This window comes from Pseudomonas indica NBRC 103045 (genome assembly GCF_002091635.1).
Lineage (GTDB): Bacteria > Pseudomonadota > Gammaproteobacteria > Pseudomonadales > Pseudomonadaceae > Pseudomonas_M > Pseudomonas_M indica.
Map to the genome: position 1 here is coordinate 178929 of NZ_BDAC01000006.1, position 16165 is coordinate 195093.

Sequence of the window (16165 nt, forward strand, 5' to 3'; positions counted from 1 at the left end):
GGTCGGGTTCAGCGCCGCGCGGCCCGGTAGATACGGAAGCCGTCGCCTTCGGCGAGGGTTCGGCAGGGGCCCAGGTGCTGCTCGATCAGCGGCGGGTACTTGAGGAAGCTGTTCGCCACCAGGCGCAGCTCGCCACCGGGGGCAAGATGCCGGACCGCCTGGCGCAGCAGGTGTTCGGTGGCCTGGTAGTCGGTGTGCACGCCCTGGTGGAACGGCGGATTGCTGAGGATCGCGGCCAGGCCCGAAGGCGCGGCGTCGATGCCGTCGCCAGCGATCACTTCGGCATCCAGGCCATTGGCGGAGAGGGTCAGGCTGCTGCTGGCGACGGCGAAGGCATCCACATCCAGCAGGGTCACGGGGTTATCTGGATAATGCCGTTTCAGCACCGCCCCCAGCACGCCGGCGCCGCAGCCGAAGTCCAGCAGCGGGCCGCTCGGCAAGCCGTCCAGGTGTTCGAGCAGCAACGCGGTGCCGCGATCCAGGCGGCCGTGGCTGAACACGCCGGGCAGGCTGACCACGCTCAGCGGACCGTCGGCCAGGGACAGCTCGTAGCGTTGGGCGAGGCCATGCAGGTCGGGCGTGTCCGGTGCTCGCTCGACGGTGACTTGCCAGAGCTGGCAATGCCGCGCGCTGTCGAGTTTGCGAGGGGTGCCATAGTCCGCCAGCCGCTTGGACGCCCGCTCGATGCCACCGCGCTTTTCGCCGACCAGGAACAGCTCGCGACCGGCGAGGCGCGCGGCCAGGCTGTCCAGCAGGTAGTCGGCCAGTTCGCGGGACTTCGGCAGGAACAGCAGGGCGCGTTCGAACGCGCCTTCCGGTGGCGTCACGCCGAAGTGGCTGCGTCCGGCGAAACGTGCGGTCAGCGCCGCCTGTTCCCCGGCGTGCCAACTCCAGCCGTGGGCGGCGGGCAGGTGGCCGAGCAGGTCGTCGGCCGGCAGACCGGCCAGCAGCAGATCGCCGCCGAAATACTCGGGCTGGCGCAGCAGTACTTCGCTTCGCGGGTCCATGGGCTCTCCTGACCTGAAAAAACGCCGAAGCTTAGCCGACCAGGCGCCGTGGCGCACCGGCGAAATAGGCCGTGGCGTTCTCCGCCAGTTGGCCGACGATGCGCTGCCGCGCCTCGCGGCTGCCCCAGGCGCTGTGCGGGGTGACGATCAGCCGGGGGATATCCCCGGCGAGCAGGGGGTTGCCGTCCCTCGGTGGTTCCTGAGTCAGCACGTCGGTAGCGGCGCCGCCCAGGTGGCCGCGGCGCAGGGTGTCGGCCAGTGCCTGCTCGTCGACCAGACCGCCACGGGCGGTATTGATCAGAAATGCGTTGGGCTTCATCAGCGCCAGTTCGGCGGCGCCGATCAGGCCGCGGGTCTGCTCGGTCAGCGGGCAGTGCAGGGTCAGGGCATCGACTTGGGGCAGCAGTTCGTCCAGCGGTAGGCGGTCTTCCCGGGGCGGCCGGCCGGGCAACTGGCCGAGCAGCACGCGCATGCCGAAGGCTTCGGCCAGCCGGGCCACCGCGCCGCCGAGTTCGCCGTGACCGAGCAGACCGAGGGTCTTGCCCTCCAATTCGACGATGGGGAAGTCGAGCAGGCAGAACTGCGCGGCCTGCTGCCAGCGGCCGGCACGCACGGCTGCCTGGTAATCGGGCAGGCGGGTCGCCAGGGCGAGGAGCAGCATCAGCGTGTGCTGGGCAACCGAGGGCGTGCCATAGCCCTGGCAGTTGCTGACCGTAATGCCGCGCTCGCGGGCAGCGATGAGATCGATATTGTTGGTGCCGGTGGCGGCGACCAGGATCAGTTTCAGCTCCGGGCAGACGGCCAGGGTCTCGGCATTCAGCGGCACCTTGTTGCTGATGGCCACCTGGGCGCCTTGCAGGCGCTCGACGACTTCGTCGGGCGTGCTGCCCGAATGCAGCACCAGTTCGTCGAAGGCCAGGCGGAGCGGGGCGAGGTCGAGATCGCCGAGATCGAGGGAGGCGTGATCGAGGAAAACGGCGCGGCGGCTGTCGTTCATCAGCTGTACCTTTGTTCGCGGTAAAGGGAAGGCGTAAGGTAGCGAGCCTAACAGACCGCCTCTGGAGAACTCTTCTATGTACTGGACGGAATTTCTCACCGTCGCGTTGATCCATCTTCTCGCGGTGGCCAGCCCTGGGCCGGACTTCGCCATTGTCGTGCGCGAGAGCGTCGCCCATGGCCGCCGCGCCGGTGTCTGGACCGCCCTGGGTGTCGGTGCCGGCATCTTCGTCCATGTCGCCTATTCGCTGCTGGGGATCGGGCTGATCGTTTCCCAGTCCATCGTGCTGTTCAACGCCTTGAAATGGGTTGCCGCGGCCTATCTGCTGTACATTGGCATCAAGGCCTTGCGCGCCCGTCCGGCTGATCCCGCTGCCGCCGAGCTGCAAGCGGACGAGGCGACCCGTTCGTCCCGTGGCGCCTTCGTCACCGGTTTCGTGACCAACGGCTTGAATCCCAAGGCCACGCTGTTCTTCCTCTCGCTGTTCACCGTGGTGATCGATCCGCACACGCCGCTGGCGATCCAGGGTGGCTACGGCGTCTACCTGGCCGGCGCGACGGCGCTCTGGTTCTGCATGGTCGCCTGGCTGTTCAGCCAGCAGCGGGTGCGCGCCGGTTTCGCCCGCCTGGGGCACTGGTTCGACCGGATGATGGGCGCGGTACTGGTCGGCCTGGGAATCAAGCTGGCGTTCACCCAGCTTCGTTGAGTCACCGGCCCAAGCCGCGTTCACTGGCCGCCGCGTGCGGCCAGTTGCTTCTTCAGGATCGCCACGGCGGTGACGTCGTAGATCACCACGCACAGATGCTCGACTTCCCCCTTGGCACCTACCAGAGGGAGGAATGTGACGTTCTGGTACATGAAGTCTTCGTGGCCGGTGATCGGCTGGTAGTTCTTGAAATGCAGCAGGTAGGGGCGCTGTTCCCACAGGCTGAAGGCGCGGGTACCGAGTTGCAGCACGCTGTCCGCCTTGCGCCGGAACCAGGCCTCATCCACTTCGCCGAACAGCTCGAACAGCGTCTTGCCGTAGACCTGGCTCGGGCCCATGCCCGAGTGGTTCTCCATGAAGCTGTTCCACACTTCGACCCGGTACTGGCGATCCAGCACGATCACGCCGACGTCCAGGCACTGGACGATGTCGAGCAGCCAGTGGACTTCATCGATGTCGATCTGCGCAGCCATGGTCAGCCCATCAGGTAGTTGATCTTGTCGGTGAGGCGCGCCAGCGAATCCTCGGTGAACAGCAGCAGCAGGTCGAAGTGGACGTCATGGCCCTCCAGGCTGTAGCTGATTTCCACCGCCAGGGTCTTCTTCCAGCGCGTGCGGTTGAGGTGGATAAGCCGCTCGATGGAGGCGTGCTGGCCGAGTAGTTGCGGGTGGCCTTGGGAAAAGCGCACGTCGATCTGCTCGGCGATGCCGGTCAGGCAGGCGCCGATCAGCAGGCTTGCCAGGTCCAATAGCATTTCCGAGGTGTCGCGTTCGCCTTTCGGCTGCACGCCGATCAGGCGCGCCATGTCGGCCACTTCGGAGTCGTGGAAGAGCAGCAGCGCCTCGCCGGCGATGGCATCGCCGATGAAGCCCTGGCACACCGCGCTGAGCCGTTCGCCGCGCTGGGCATCGGTCAGGGCCATGTGCAGTTCGCTGACCTCGAAGATGTTCACGTTGGGGATCGGCAGTTGCACGAATACCCCGAGCACCCGTGCCAACAGGGCGGCGGCGCGGCCCATGGCGATGTTGCTGACCTCGCGCAGGGTATCGCGGAAATTTACCGTCAGTACCGGCTCCGCTCGGGGCGGTGTCTGCGGGCCTTTTGCGGTGGAGGGGACGAGCAGGCCGAGGCCGGCCAGGGTACGGCGCAGGTCATCCGGGTCGGCGGGTTTTTTCAGGAAGGCCAGGGCGCCGAGATCGCTTACCCGGCGAACGGCTTCTTCCTGTACGTCGCCGGAGACCACCACGACCTTGGCCTTCAGCCCTTCGTCGCGCAGGTGGGCGAGCACTTCGTAGCCGTCCATCACCGGCATGGTCAGGTCGAGCAGCACCACCTGGCCGAGTCCCTGGCGGATCGCCTGCAACGCTTCCTCGCCCTGGGTGGCCTGGGTGATGGACACCGGCCAGTCCGCCGGCAGGGCGCGGATCAGCTGCTTGCGCGCCATTGCGGAGTCATCGCAGACCAGGAGGGGAATCACGGTCGAAGGCATCCCATGGCTGGACAGAGGACGCCGGCGCGTGCCGGCTCTGTGCAAGCATAGACCGTCGGCCTGGAAGGGCCGTTCAAAGGGGGAGCTGTAGGGGCGAATTCATTCGCCCGGCGGAGCATTGTCGTACGCCTGTAGATCCTATGCTCCTGCACAAGCCTGAATGCTGTTCCGTAGGAGCCAGCTCTGCTGGCGAAGCTTTTGTGCGGCCCTCTATCGCGAGCAGAGCTCGCTCCTACAAAGGGCTGTGTCTGTAGGGGCGAATTCATTCGCCCCTACAGGCTTGTTCAGCGTCTTTCACGCAGCCAGTCGAGCATGCCCAGGCCGGCTGCGCGGCCGCTGGCGAAGCAGGCGGTGAGCAGGTAGCCGCCGGTAGGGGCTTCCCAGTCCAGCATTTCGCCTGCGCAGAACACGCCGGGCAGGGCTCTCAGCATCAAATTCGAGTCGAGTGCCTCGAAGGGCACGCCGCCGGCGCTGCTGATGGCTTCGTCCAGCGGGCGCGGGTGCTCCAGGCGCAAGGGCAGCGCCTTGATCGCGGCGGCGAGGCGGGTGTTGTCGGCGAAGGTCTCGGCGGGCGTCAGTTCGCGCAACAGACCGGCCTTCACGCCGTCGATGCCGAGCTGGCTGTGCAGGTGCTTGGCCATGGAGCGCGATCCGCGTGGTCGGGCGAGGGCGGCTGCGATCTTCTCCGGGCTGTGCCGGGGCAGCAGGTCGAGATAGAGGATGGCGCTGCCCGTCTCGGCGATTCGCTGGCGAGTCCGCGCCGACAGTGCATAGATCAGGCTGCCCTCGACGCCCGTGGCGGTGATTACGAACTCGCCTTGCCGGGGTTCCTCGTCATCCAGACGGATCGCCACGTGCTTGAGCGGTGCTCCGGCGAACTTGTCGCGGAACAGCGGGCTCCAGCCGGCCACCTCGAAGCCGCAGTTGGACGGTTGCAGCGGGGCGATGACGACGCCTCGCTCTTCCAGCAGCGGCACCCAGGCGCCATCCGAGCCCAGCCGTGCCCAGCTGCCGCCGCCGAGGGCGAGCAGCACGGCGTCGGCCCGCACGCGCCGTTCGCCGTTCGGCGTGGCCAGGCGCAGGTCGCCATTGTCATTCCAGCCGAGCCAGCGGTGGCGCGTGTGGAGGGCAACGCCTGCCTCGCGCAGGCGCTTGAGCCAGGCGCGCAGCAACGGCGCGGCCTTCATGTCGCGAGGAAAAACGCGCCCGGAACTGCCGACGAAGGTCTCGATGCCCAGCCCATGAATCCACTCGCGCAATGCGCCGGCATCGAAGTCGGCGAGCAGCGGGGCGATGGCGTCGCGACGTTCCCCATAGCGGGAGAGGAACGCCTCGGCGGCTTCCGAGTGGGTGATGTTCATGCCGCCGACGCCGGCGAGGAGGAACTTGCGGCCCACCGACGGCATGGCGTCGTAGAGGTCCACCGACAGGCCCGCCTGGCTGAGCACTTCCGCCGCCATCAGCCCGGCCGGGCCTCCACCGATGATGGCGATCTGCAGAGCGGAGGTGTCGGTCATTGGGCGCAGCCTGGTGTAGTGAACGGGACGCGCATTATAGGGGCTGCGGTCGCGATGGTCGCGGCACGGCGGTGCTTGGGCAGGGCGGCATGCCCTGTGAATTGACAAGCCTCGGAACTTGTCGATACTCATCAGTCGTCATATGACGTCAACAACAATAACAACAGGAATCCTCGCCATGCTGCTATGCGTTCATGCCCTTTTTCGAAGGGATGCTTGCCCTTCTTCCCATTTCTCTTCCATCAACGAAAATCCTGGTGGATAGCTGATCCGTCAAGGGTCAAGCCGATTTCTGACATCCCTGGAAACGCTCATCCGCCATGTGGCATTGGCGAAAGTCGCGAGAAGCTGCATGGCCGTGGCGAGCGTTCGCCCTCTCACTCGAAAAAAAAGGAGTCGTCCTATGACTCAGTTGGAAACGCTCGATGACAATCAACCGGAAACCAGCCGCAGGCGCTTCCTGCGCCGTTCCCTGCTCCTCGGCGCAGGCGCCGCGGTAGGGCTGCCGCGACTGGCCGATGCCGAGCCCCTGACCCAACGCTACCCGGACAGCCTGGTCGAAGTGCTCGACGACAGCTTCGCCCAGTACCGCCTGTTCAACGCCAGCGTGGAGCGCCTCGCCACCGGCATGCGCTGGGCCGAGGGGCCGGTCTGGGTCGGCGACGGGCGCTACCTGCTGGTGAGCGACATCCCGGAGAACCGCATCATGCGCTGGGACGAGATCAGCGGGACATTCGACGTCTATCGCGCGCCGGCGAATCATTCGAACGGTCTGGCCCGGGACCGCCAGGGGCGGCTGATCGTCTGCGAAGGCTCCACCACCAACGACCAGGGGCGGCGGGTTACGCGCACCGAGCATGACGGCAGCGTCACGGTGCTCGCCGACAACTTCGAGGGCAAACGCTTCAATTCGCCCAACGACCTGGCGGTGAAGCGCGACGGGTCGATCTGGTTCAGCGACCCGCCGTTCCAGACCGCCAACTTCTACGAAGGCCACAAGATCACGCCGGAAATGCCGGACGCGGTGTACCGGATCGACGGCGAGCGCGGCACGGTGACCCGCGTCATCGAGGGCATCTCCGGTCCGAACGGCCTGTGCTTTTCACCCGATGAGAAGGTGCTCTACGTGGTCGAGGGACGAGCTAAGCCGAACCGTCTGGTTTGGGCCTATGAGGTAAAGGACGACGGCACTCTGGGCGACCGACGCAAGCATATCGAGGCCGACGATCACGGGGCGCTGGACGGAATCAAGTGCGACGAGGACGGCAATCTCTGGTGCGGCTGGGGTACCGGCGACGCGAAGGTGGCCAAGCCGGACGGCCTCGATGGTGTGAAAGTGTTCGACCCGCAAGGCAAGGCGATCGGCCATATCCGTTTGCCCGAGCGTTGCGCCAACCTGTGTTTCGGCGGCCGCCAGGGCAATCGGCTGTTCATGGCGAGCAGTCACTCGCTCTATGCGCTGTACGTCAACACGCGCGGCGCCACGTTCGTCTGAGCGAGGGCGGGGCGGCCCGCTGGACCGCTCCGCTCTATCGGGGCCGTACTCTCGACGTCGTTGGCGTACGACAGATGCGGCTCCCTGTTTCCCCATGGTGATTTCGATCCGTGCCGGCAGCCGCTCTGGCGCCGGCCGGGCATTATCGGCGCTTCGGTAACGCTTCGCAGAGGAGATGAGTATTCGTACGAAGAGTCGATGTGCGATGTGCCGCAGAGTTGAACAAGGTTCCGTGCAGCCATTGAAAAACACCGCTCCCAGGGAGAAACCTCGCTCGGCCAGGCCGCCGGGCCTGATGTCATGAGTCGATCAGGGAGTAGTCAATGAACAGAATGCATGCGATTGCCACAGGGGTGATGCTGGCCTGCGGAACCATGGGGGTCCAGGCGGCGGATATCGCCCGCGAGGTCGCCAAGACCGGTTGGGCCACACAGAACGGTGGTACCCAGGGTGGCTCCGCTGCCGCGACGGCGGATGTCTACACCGTCAGCACCGCTGCGCAATTGCGCACGGCCTTGAAGGCCTCGGCGGGTAGCGGCGGCCGCATCATCCGGATTTCCGGGGTCATCGATGTCAGCGAAGGCAAGCCCTACACGACCACCGCCGAGATGAAGACCCGCGCCCGCCTGGATGTTCCGGCCAAGACGACCATCGTTGGCGTGGGCACCAATGCGGAGATCCGCGACGGTTTCTTCATGATCCGCGCCAACAACGTGATCATGCGCAACCTGACCATCGAGAACCCCTGGGACCCGGTTCCCGTGTGGGACCCGAACGACGGTTCGTCCGGCAAATGGAACTCGGAAATCGATGGCGTCACCATCAGCGGCGCCAGCAACGTCTGGCTCGATCACATGACCTTCACCGACGGTCGCCGCACCGACGATCAGGCGGGCTCCGCCAATGGCCAACTGATCCAGCATCATGATGGTGCGCTGGATATCAACAAGGGTGCGAATTACGTCACGGTTTCCTACTCGGTGTTCAAGCAGCACGAGAAGAACATCCTGATCGGCTCCAGCGACAGCGCCTCGAGTACCGACGCCGGCAAGCTGAAGGTCACCATCCACAACACCTTGTTCCAGGACTACAGCGAGCGCGGTCCGCGCGTGCGTTTCGGCCAGGTTCACACCTACAACAACTACCACACGGCCAGCCGCAGCTATCAGTACTACCGCTTCAGCTATGCGCAGGGCGTGGGTTACGAGTCGAAGATTCTGTCCGAGGCGAACGTCTTCGATATCCAGGGCGTGAAGAGCTGCATCGATATCGCCAAGGATTTCAAGGGTAAGGTCTTCCGCGACAACGGTTCCCTGCTGAACGGCGCGCCGCTGAGCTGCAGCTGGAATACCGCCATCGGCTGGACGCCGCCCTACACGGTCAACAAGCTGCAGGCGTCGGCGGTGATTTCCGATGTGCTGGCGAATGCCGGGGCCGGCAAGATCCAGTGATCGCCGCGCGTGCCTCTTCGACGAAGAGGCACGCGTACTGCGCGAATGTCAGGCCAGGGGGCAGGCCAGTTGTATGTAACGCAAGGCCCCGCAGCGCAGACAGTGCTGCTCGAGAACATCTTCATTGCCCAGCCTGCATGGTGTTCCGTCACTCCACAGGCAGTCGGAAACAAGACAGCGGAATGTCATCTCTTCCTCCCACCGCAGCCATGCTGCTCAGTCAGGTTAAGGGCGTGTCGGCCAGGCCGACCATTCGAGCGCCTTCTCTGATTCTGACTCGGGGGTGCTTCGGGCGGTTCCTGTTTCGCCGATAAGGGGTAGGTGGCAACCCATTCGGCGATGTTGGCGGTTTTTGACTTCCGTTCGCTTCCAGTGTCGTTCTCTGGCCGACGCACGGCAGGCTAGAGTCCCCGGGCCCGCCAGACCTGATCGGCGCAGTGATGGAGAATGCCGTGGCGTCGGGCCAAGGCGGCACGGTCGGTGTCGTAGCCGCCGCCGATCACTCCCACCACCGGGATGTCCCGTCCGAGGCAGTGATCGAGCACGGCGCGATCGCGTGCGGCAAGGCCGGCGTCGGTGAGGGCGAGGTAGCCCAGGGCATCGTCCCGGTGCACGTCGACGCCGGCGTCATAGAGCACGATATCCGGCTGGTAGAGCGGCAGCAGGTAGTTCAGCGCCTCGTCGACCACCTTCAGGTAATCCGCATCGCCCATGCCGCGCGGCAGGCCGATATCCCAGTCGCTGTCGGCCTTGCGCGCCGGGAAGTTCTGCTCGCAGTGCAGCGATACGGTGATGGCATCCGGTGTGTCGGCAAGGATGCGGGCGGTGCCGTCGCCCTGGTGCACGTCGCAATCGAAGATCAACACGCGTCCGGCCTGGCCGCTTTCCAGCAGGTAGCGGGCGATCACTGCCAAGTCGTTGAAAATGCAGAAGCCGGCCGGGTGATCGTAATGGGCATGGTGGGTGCCGCCGGCCAGATGGCAGGCCAGCCCGTGTTGCAGGGCCTGTTCGGCCGCCAGCAGCGAACCGCCCACTGCGCGCACGGTGCGCCGCGCCAGTTCCGGTGACCACGGCAGGCCGAGGCGGCGCAGTTCCTCGCGGCCGAGGGCGCCGCTGCAATAGCGCTCGATGTAGACCGGGTCGTGGGCCAGGGCGAGGATCTCCACCGGGCAGAGTTCCGGACGCAACAGCGCCTCGTCGCGGGTCAAAGCCGTATCCACCAGGTGGTCGCGCAGCAGGCGGAACTTCTCCATCGGAAAACGGTGCCCGGCCGGGAACGGCGGGCTGTAGTCGTCGTGATAGACGAGGGGTAGCGGCATAATGCGATCCGGCTGGGGACGATGCGCAGGCAAGAGTAACCCAGGCCCCTGTTCATGAGGCATCCATGGCTGACATCCTGACTTTGGAAACACCGCGCTTGCGGCTTCGTACCTGGTGCGATGAGGACCTCGCCGTGTTGGCGGCGATCAGCGCCGACCCGGAGGTGATGCGCCATTTCCCGGCACCTCTCGACCGTGACGAGGCGGCGGCCATGCTGCGGCGTATCCGCGATCACTTTGCGGCCCATGGCTTCGGGCTCTGGGCGCTGGAGCGCAAGGACGAGGGCCAGCTGATCGGATTCACCGGACTCGGCTGGACCGGTTTCGACGCGCACTTCACCCCGGCTGTCGAGATCGGTTGGCGGCTGGCCCGCGACCAGTGGGGCCAGGGTTTCGCCCGTGAAGCGGCGCTCGCCGCGTTGGCGGCGGGGTTCGAGCGGCTCGGGTTCGCCGAAATCGCTTCCTTCACCGCGTTGAGCAATCGGCGTTCGCAGCGGGTTATGCAGGCCATCGGCATGCACCGCGATCCGGCCGATGACTTCGATCACCCGAAACTGGCGGAGGGCCATCCGTTGCGTCGCCACCTGCTGTACCGCCTGCGCCTGGACGAATGGCGGGAGCGCTGCCCATGACCGACCTCGATGCCGTGCGCGCCTACCATGCGCTCAGCAAGCACCACCCCGAGCGTTTCGCACCGGGGCCGGGCCGTCTCGATTGGGCGACCCAGCCGGCGCCGTTTCGCCGTTATGCCGGGGCGCGCCTGATCGAGCTGTGGCAGCGTCCGCTGGAGGAGTCACCGGCCTACGACGCGGTGTTCGCCGGCCCTTTGGGCAATCCGGCGCCGTTGAACCGCGCCAGCCTGTCCCAACTGCTCTACGACAGCCTGGCGCTGTCGGCCTGGAAGGAGGCGGGTGGCAGTCGCTGGGCGCTGCGGGTCAATCCCTCGTCCGGCAACCTGCATCCCACCGAGGCCTATCTCATGCTGCCACCGGGTGCGTTGGAGGAGCGGGGCCTGCTGGTGCACTACACCGCCGATGCACATGTCCTGGAAGTGCGTGCCGAACTACCTTCCGCCCTGGGCAACAGTCTGCACACGGTGCTTTCGGCCGACGGCTGCCTGTTGGCGCTGGCCAGCATCCCCTGGCGCGAAGCCTGGAAATACGGCGAGCGCGCCTATCGCTACTGCCAGCACGACCTCGGGCATGCCCTGGCGGCCTTGGCCATCGCCGCCAGCGCGCTGGGTTGGCAGGTGCGCCTGTTGCGCGGTGTGGCCGAGGCCGGGCTGGATGCGCCGTTCGGCCTCGACCGCGAGGGCTTCGCCGAAGCTGAGCACATCGATTGCCTGCTCTGGGTCGGCCCGGCTCAGGCGAACGAGCCCGTCTTGCCCCAGGCATTGCTGGATGGGCTGGCGGCGCTGGAGCTGGACGGCCGTCCGAACCGGCTGTCCCGTCAGTATCGCGAATGGCCCGAATTGGCGCGCGTCCACCCGCTGTGCCGCGCGCCGGCCCTGTCGCCGCTGAGTTGGGAGATGGCGCCCGGTTGCGCTTCGGCGGACAATCCCGGTCTGCCGTTGCGTCCCTTGCTGCATCGGCGCCGCAGCGCGCAAGCTATGGATGGGCGCGGCGGAATCGACGTCTCGCTGCTGCGCGCCTGGCTGGCCCGGCTATTGCCGGACCATTCGCCGGTGCCGTTCGCTGTGACCGGCGAACCCGCTCAGGTCGACCTGTTGCTGTTCGTCCACCGCGTTCAGGGCCTGGCGCCTGGCCTCTATTGGTTGAGCCGCAGCGGCCTGGACCCGGAGGCACTGGCCGAGGGGCTGCGCGAGGACTTCCTCTGGGAGCGGGCAGACGACGTGCTGCCGCTCTACCGCCTGCTGGAAGGCGATGCCCGTGGGCTGGCCGAATTTCTTTCCTGCGGCCAGGACATCGCCAGCGACGGCTGTCTCGCCGTGGCCATGCTGGCGCGTTTCGACGAGGCGCTGGAGGCTGGTGCCTGGCGTTATCCGCGGCTGTATTGGGAGTGCGGGCAGATTGGTCAGCTTTTGTATCTGGAGGCCGAGGCGGCGGGGCTTTCCGGTACCGGCATCGGCTGCTTTTTCGACGAAGCGGTGCACGAACTGCTCGGGCTTGCCGACAGCCGCTGGCAAAGCCTTTACCATTTCACAGTAGGCCGCGCGGTATGGGATGAGCGCTTGAGCACCTCGCCGGCCTATCCCGAACCACGCCTGCCGCCCGTCTGAGGAGAAATCAATGAGTCAAGTTCTGGACGATCTGGTCGCCCTGTTGAGCCTGGAACCCATCGAGGAAAACCTGTTCCGCGGGGTCAGCCAGGACCTGGGCTTCCGCCAGCTCTTCGGCGGCCAGGTGCTCGGCCAGTGTGTTTCCGCCGCCAGCCAGACGGTGGAGGAAGCACGCCACGTACACTCCCTGCACGGCTACTTCCTGCGCCCCGGCGACGCGACCCTGCCGGTGGTCTACCAGGTCGACCGGGTGCGCGACGGCGGCAGCTTCAGCACCCGCAGGGTTACGGCCATCCAGAAAGGCAAGCCGATCTTCACTTGCAGCGCCTCCTTCCAGTACGACGAGGAAGGCTTCCATCACCAGCAGGCCGCCATGCCCGACGTTCCGGGGCCGGAGAACCTGAAATCGGAGACCGAGCTGGCGCGCTTGATCGCCGATCAGTTGCCGGAGCGCATGCGTGAGCGGGCGATCAGCGACAAGCCCATCGAGATCCGCCCGGTGACCGTCGCCAATCCCTTCGCCCCGGAGCCGGGCGAGCCGGTGAAGTACGTCTGGTTCCGTGCCGACGGTATGCTGCCGGACGAGCCGCAGTTGCATAAGTACCTGCTCGCCTATGCCTCCGACTTCAACCTGCTGACCACCTCGATGCTGCCCCACGGCGTGTCCGTGTGGCAGAAGTTCATGCAGGTCGCCAGTCTCGACCACGCGCTGTGGTTCCACGCCAACCTGCGCATGGACGACTGGCTGCTCTACGCCATGGACAGTCCCTGGGCCGGCAATGCCCGGGGCTTCTCCCGCGGCAGCATTTACAACCGCGCCGGGCAGCTGGTCGCTTCGGTGGCCCAGGAAGGGCTGGTCCGTCTGCGCGAGGACTGGAAATGAGGCTGAGCGAGGCCCGCCACTGGGTCTTCGACATGGATGGCACCCTGACCATCGCCGTGCACGATTTCCCGGCCATCCGCCGGGCGCTGGACATCCCGCCGGAGGACGACATCCTCCACCACCTCGCCGGCCTGCCGGCCACGGAGGCAGCGGCGAAACGCGCCTGGTTGCTGGAGCACGAACGCGAGCTGGCCTACGCCGCCCAGCCGGCTCCGGGCGCCGTTGAGCTGGTGCGCGCCCTGTGCGAACGGGGCTGCCGCCTCGGCGTGCTGACCCGCAATGCCCATGAGCTGGCGCTGGTGACGCTGGAGGCCATCGGTCTCGGCGACTGCTTCGCCAGCGCCGACATCCTCGGCCGCGACGAGGCTCCGCCGAAGCCGCATCCGGGCGGCCTGCTGCACCTGGCCGAATGCTGGGGCGTGGTGCCTGGCGAGCTGGTGATGGTCGGCGACTACCGCTTCGACCTCGAATGCGCCCGCGCGGCTGGGGCCTTTAGTGTGCTGGTGAATCTGCCGGAAAATCCCTGGCCGGAATTGAGTGATGGGTTTGCGCGGGATTGTGGGGTGTTGAGGGGGATGCTGGGTGGGCTTTGAGCCTTGAGTTGGTGCTTGGCCACTTGGCCCTCTCCCATAAATGGGAGAGGGGTGGTCCGATGTTCCGATCGTAAGTATCAGACTCACCAGCAGGGCGATCTGCCGTTGCGACGACTGATTCGATATGAACCATTCGAGTTCGATACCAAGGCAGTGCAGTCGTATCTAGTGGCTATTGAACTTGGCTATTTCGATGCATCAGGCAATCCGTAGCTCAGATGGGCATGTAACCACCAAGCAGCGCTGGCCAAGCTCCCTCTCCCATTTATGGGAGAGGGCTGGGGAGAGGGGCTATTCAGGGTTGCCAACCACCCTCCACGCTCAGGCGAATCCGCTCTAGCACCGCCTCGGTATCGCCCAACACCTCATGATTCCAAAAGCGCAGTACGTGAAAGCCGCGTTCCTGGAAATAGCGATCCCGAACCGCATCCGCGTTCGCCTGCAGTTGGTGCTGCCCACCATCCAGTTCGATGATGAGAAACCGCTCCAGGCAAACGAAGTCGACGATGTAGTGGCCCATCGGTTTCTGCCGCCTGAATTTGAGCCCGAGGAAACGGTGGGCGCGCAAGTGATGCCAGAGGCATTGCTCCGCATCGGTCATTCGACTGCGGAGGTCTTTGGCGTGGGAGAGTGTCATCGAGCGATCCCTGCTTCGTGAAAGAGCAGGGATTGTCGCTGCCTGGCCGAAAGATCGCTGTGACGTCGGCCTTAAAGCCGCGCCGCCTTGAAGGTATCGCACCGCCCCGGCGAGCCGCTGTCGAAGCCGGTCCGGAACCAGCGCACGCGCTGTTCCGAGGTGCCGTGGGTGAAGGAGTCGGGTACCACGCGGCCGCGCGCCTGTTGTTGCAGGCGGTCGTCGCCGATGGCGGTGGCGGCGTTGAGGGCTTCCTCCAGGTCGCCGGGCTCCATCCAGTCCAGGCGCCGCTGGGCGTGGTGGGCCCAGACGCCGGCCAGGCAGTCGGCCTGGAGTTCCTGGCGGACCAGCAGGCCGTTGGCGCCCTCGATGTTCTCGCCGCGCTGGCGGGCTGCGTTGACCTTGGCGGAGACGCCGAGCAGCGTCTGCACGTGATGCCCTACTTCATGGGCGATCACGTAGGCCTGGGCGAAATCGCCGGCGGCGGCGAAGCGTTGTTCCAGTTCGCGGAAGAACCCCAGGTCCAGGTAGACCTGGCGGTCGCCGGGACAATAGAACGGACCGACCGCCGACGAGGCGAAGCCGCAGGCCGATTGCACGCCGCCGTCGAACAGCACCAGGCGGGGCTGCTGGTATTGGCCGCCGTTGGTGGCGAACAGTTGGCCCCAGGTGTCTTCGGTGTCGCCGAGAATGGCGCGGACGAAATCCACCTGTGGGTCGTCGCCGACCGGGCGGGTGGTCTGGCTGCTGACGGTCGCACCCTGCTGGTCGGCCAGTTGGCCAAGAATCTCCAGCGGGTTTTCGCCCAACAGCAGGCTGATTACCACCACCGCGGCGATGCCGCCGAGGCTCAGACCTCCGCCGACGCGCATGCCGCGGCCGCTGCCGCGGGCATCCACCAGATTGTCGCTGCGACGTGCTCTCTGCCAGCGCATGGGTTTTCCCTCGAAAAGTGATGGGTCAGGCGAGCAGGCTGGGGTTCACCAGCAGCTCGGCCCGGGAAAGCAGTTGCACGGCGCCACCGACGCGGACGCGATTGTCCGTACCGACACGCAGATCGATCCGGCTCGGCCGCCCGACGAACCGGCCCTGGTTGAGCACGAAAGGCTCGTCGCGCACACAGCGGCCGTGTTCCACCAGGTAGGCGGCCACCGGCCCGGCGGCGCTGCCGGTGGCGACGTCCTCGACCACGCCGAGCGGGTCCCAGGTCCGGCCTTCGAGGGCGTCGACATCGAGCAGGTAGACGAAGACGGCGCCAATGCCGGCGAGCAAACGGTCGAGGTCAGCGCGGTTCTGCCGGGCGCGGGCCAGCGCGGCGCTGCTTACCGGCAGTAGCAGGTAGGGCAACCCGGTGCTGACCACACAGGCGGGGTAGCGGACGTCGAGATCGTCGGCCGCAAGGGAAAAGGCTTCGGCATAGATGCGCGCGTCTTCCCCACTCAGGCGCACGCCCCACTCGGCTTCGCCCTGGTCCATTTCGGCGTAGAAGCCCTGGCCCTGGCGGCGAGTCCGCAACTCGACGGTCTTCATGCTGAGGCGCAGGCGCCAGTGGCCGCTGTCGCCGGGCTCGTACAAGTGGTGCAGCAGGGCAGCGGCGCCGAGGATCGGATGGCCGGCGAAGGGCAATTCCTCCTCGACGGTGAAGATGCGTGCCGCGTACTCGCCGGCCACTTCGCCGGGCAACAGGAACAGCGATTCGAACTGGCGCAGCTCCTGGGTCAGCGCCTGCATGGTCGCGGTGGAGAGGCCACGGGCATCGTCGAATACGGCGAGGCCGTTGCCGGTCAGCGGGCGTTCGGCGAAAACATCCATTTGCCAGTAGTGCATGACGATCC

General features: G+C 66.2%; 17 protein-coding genes. 7 read left to right on the forward strand and 10 right to left on the reverse strand.

Annotated elements, in window-relative coordinates; translation table 11 throughout:
- Window positions 1–8: 8 nt before the first annotated feature.
- A complete protein-coding gene (locus tag PIN01S_RS09885) occupies window positions 9–1007 on the reverse strand; it encodes a methyltransferase (RefSeq protein WP_084335482.1) in 999 nt (332 codons plus the stop codon).
- A 31-nt stretch (window positions 1008–1038) separates the two neighbouring features.
- On the reverse strand, window positions 1039–2004 hold the full coding sequence (locus tag PIN01S_RS09890) for a 2-hydroxyacid dehydrogenase (RefSeq protein ID WP_084335483.1): 966 nt from the start codon (window positions 2002–2004) through the stop codon (window positions 1039–1041).
- A 76-nt stretch (window positions 2005–2080) separates the two neighbouring features.
- Between PIN01S_RS09890 and PIN01S_RS09895 the strand changes: the two genes are divergently transcribed.
- Window positions 2081–2710, forward strand: coding sequence for a LysE family translocator (locus PIN01S_RS09895; RefSeq protein WP_084335484.1), 630 nt, complete (start codon window positions 2081–2083; stop codon window positions 2708–2710).
- A 20-nt stretch (window positions 2711–2730) separates the two neighbouring features.
- Here the strand turns inward: PIN01S_RS09895 and PIN01S_RS09900 are convergent, their stop codons facing one another.
- From PIN01S_RS09900 to PIN01S_RS09910, 3 genes are all read right to left on the reverse strand, one after another.
- Window positions 2731–3183: a PAS domain-containing protein gene (locus tag PIN01S_RS09900; RefSeq protein ID WP_084335485.1), complete on the reverse strand. Its 453-nt coding sequence runs from the start codon at window positions 3181–3183 to the stop codon at window positions 2731–2733.
- A gap of 2 nt (window positions 3184–3185) precedes the next feature.
- On the reverse strand, window positions 3186–4154 hold the full coding sequence (locus tag PIN01S_RS09905; RefSeq protein ID WP_244505970.1) for a response regulator: 969 nt from the start codon (window positions 4152–4154) through the stop codon (window positions 3186–3188).
- 329 nt (window positions 4155–4483) lie between these two features.
- Window positions 4484–5716 (reverse strand): TIGR03862 family flavoprotein, encoded by a 1233-nt coding sequence (locus tag PIN01S_RS09910; RefSeq protein ID WP_084335486.1) that lies wholly within the window; start codon window positions 5714–5716, stop codon window positions 4484–4486.
- A gap of 403 nt (window positions 5717–6119) precedes the next feature.
- Between PIN01S_RS09910 and PIN01S_RS09915 the strand changes: the two genes are divergently transcribed.
- Together PIN01S_RS09915 and PIN01S_RS09920 are read left to right on the forward strand one after the other, a co-directional pair.
- Window positions 6120–7211: an SMP-30/gluconolactonase/LRE family protein gene (locus PIN01S_RS09915; protein WP_084335487.1), complete on the forward strand. Its 1092-nt coding sequence runs from the start codon at window positions 6120–6122 to the stop codon at window positions 7209–7211.
- Between the two features lie 332 nt (window positions 7212–7543).
- Complete coding sequence (locus PIN01S_RS09920; RefSeq protein WP_244505973.1) at window positions 7544–8662, forward strand: pectate lyase family protein; 1119 nt, start codon at window positions 7544–7546, stop codon at window positions 8660–8662.
- A gap of 48 nt (window positions 8663–8710) precedes the next feature.
- Here the strand turns inward: PIN01S_RS09920 and PIN01S_RS27325 are convergent, their stop codons facing one another.
- Together PIN01S_RS27325 and PIN01S_RS09925 are read right to left on the reverse strand one after the other, a co-directional pair.
- A complete protein-coding gene (locus PIN01S_RS27325) occupies window positions 8711–8851 on the reverse strand; it encodes a PSPA7_2676 family Cys-rich small protein (protein ID WP_139198558.1) in 141 nt (46 codons plus the stop codon).
- 212 nt (window positions 8852–9063) lie between these two features.
- Entirely contained in the window at window positions 9064–9981 is a 918-nt protein-coding gene (locus tag PIN01S_RS09925) for a histone deacetylase family protein (protein WP_084335489.1), read from the reverse strand.
- A 65-nt stretch (window positions 9982–10046) separates the two neighbouring features.
- On the opposite strand from PIN01S_RS09925, the gene PIN01S_RS09930 reads away from it, so the two are divergent.
- Genes PIN01S_RS09930 through PIN01S_RS09945 form a run of 4 tightly spaced genes read left to right on the forward strand, consistent with a single transcriptional unit; the run spans window position 10047 to window position 13696 of the window.
- Entirely contained in the window at window positions 10047–10613 is a 567-nt protein-coding gene (locus PIN01S_RS09930) for a GNAT family N-acetyltransferase (RefSeq protein WP_084335490.1), read from the forward strand.
- Window positions 10610–12220, forward strand: coding sequence for a SagB/ThcOx family dehydrogenase (locus PIN01S_RS09935; RefSeq protein WP_084335491.1), 1611 nt, complete (start codon window positions 10610–10612; stop codon window positions 12218–12220). The genes PIN01S_RS09930 and PIN01S_RS09935 overlap by 4 nt, the downstream gene beginning before the upstream one ends.
- Before the next feature lie 10 nt (window positions 12221–12230).
- The gene (gene tesB, locus PIN01S_RS09940) at window positions 12231–13103 is read left to right on the forward strand and encodes an acyl-CoA thioesterase II (protein ID WP_084335492.1); all 873 of its coding nucleotides are present in this window, start codon (window positions 12231–12233) and stop codon (window positions 13101–13103) included.
- The gene (locus tag PIN01S_RS09945; protein WP_084335493.1) at window positions 13100–13696 is read left to right on the forward strand and encodes an HAD family hydrolase; all 597 of its coding nucleotides are present in this window, start codon (window positions 13100–13102) and stop codon (window positions 13694–13696) included. Before tesB ends, PIN01S_RS09945 begins: the two co-directional genes overlap by 4 nt.
- A gap of 295 nt (window positions 13697–13991) precedes the next feature.
- On the opposite strand, the gene PIN01S_RS09950 is transcribed toward PIN01S_RS09945, so the two are convergent.
- From PIN01S_RS09950 to PIN01S_RS09960, 3 genes are all read right to left on the reverse strand, one after another.
- On the reverse strand, window positions 13992–14333 hold the full coding sequence (locus PIN01S_RS09950) for an endonuclease domain-containing protein (protein ID WP_084335494.1): 342 nt from the start codon (window positions 14331–14333) through the stop codon (window positions 13992–13994).
- A 71-nt stretch (window positions 14334–14404) separates the two neighbouring features.
- Window positions 14405–15265, reverse strand: a complete 861-nt coding sequence (gene ypfJ / locus PIN01S_RS09955) for a KPN_02809 family neutral zinc metallopeptidase (protein ID WP_084335495.1) — start codon at window positions 15263–15265, stop codon at window positions 14405–14407.
- 25 nt (window positions 15266–15290) lie between these two features.
- A complete protein-coding gene (locus tag PIN01S_RS09960; protein WP_244505974.1) occupies window positions 15291–16163 on the reverse strand; it encodes a PhzF family phenazine biosynthesis protein in 873 nt (290 codons plus the stop codon).
- Window positions 16164–16165: the final 2 nt, after the last annotated feature.

Coding starts and splice junctions, on each gene's coding strand:
- PIN01S_RS09885 (WP_084335482.1), bottom strand. CDS start 1,007: ATGGACCCGCGAAGCGAAGTACTGCTGCGCCAGCCCGAGTATTTCGGC.
- PIN01S_RS09890 (WP_084335483.1), bottom strand. CDS start 2,004: ATGAACGACAGCCGCCGCGCCGTTTTCCTCGATCACGCCTCCCTCGAT.
- PIN01S_RS09895 (WP_084335484.1), top strand. CDS start 2,081: ATGTACTGGACGGAATTTCTCACCGTCGCGTTGATCCATCTTCTCGCG.
- PIN01S_RS09900 (WP_084335485.1), bottom strand. CDS start 3,183: ATGGCTGCGCAGATCGACATCGATGAAGTCCACTGGCTGCTCGACATC.
- PIN01S_RS09905 (WP_244505970.1), bottom strand. CDS start 4,154: ATGGCGCGCAAGCAGCTGATCCGCGCCCTGCCGGCGGACTGGCCGGTG.
- PIN01S_RS09910 (WP_084335486.1), bottom strand. CDS start 5,716: ATGACCGACACCTCCGCTCTGCAGATCGCCATCATCGGTGGAGGCCCG.
- PIN01S_RS09915 (WP_084335487.1), top strand. CDS start 6,120: ATGACTCAGTTGGAAACGCTCGATGACAATCAACCGGAAACCAGCCGC.
- PIN01S_RS09920 (WP_244505973.1), top strand. CDS start 7,544: ATGCATGCGATTGCCACAGGGGTGATGCTGGCCTGCGGAACCATGGGG.
- PIN01S_RS27325 (WP_139198558.1), bottom strand. CDS start 8,851: ATGACATTCCGCTGTCTTGTTTCCGACTGCCTGTGGAGTGACGGAACA.
- PIN01S_RS09925 (WP_084335489.1), bottom strand. CDS start 9,981: ATGCCGCTACCCCTCGTCTATCACGACGACTACAGCCCGCCGTTCCCG.
- PIN01S_RS09930 (WP_084335490.1), top strand. CDS start 10,047: ATGGCTGACATCCTGACTTTGGAAACACCGCGCTTGCGGCTTCGTACC.
- PIN01S_RS09935 (WP_084335491.1), top strand. CDS start 10,610: ATGACCGACCTCGATGCCGTGCGCGCCTACCATGCGCTCAGCAAGCAC.
- tesB (WP_084335492.1), top strand. CDS start 12,231: ATGAGTCAAGTTCTGGACGATCTGGTCGCCCTGTTGAGCCTGGAACCC.
- PIN01S_RS09945 (WP_084335493.1), top strand. CDS start 13,100: ATGAGGCTGAGCGAGGCCCGCCACTGGGTCTTCGACATGGATGGCACC.
- PIN01S_RS09950 (WP_084335494.1), bottom strand. CDS start 14,333: ATGACACTCTCCCACGCCAAAGACCTCCGCAGTCGAATGACCGATGCG.
- ypfJ (WP_084335495.1), bottom strand. CDS start 15,265: ATGCGCTGGCAGAGAGCACGTCGCAGCGACAATCTGGTGGATGCCCGC.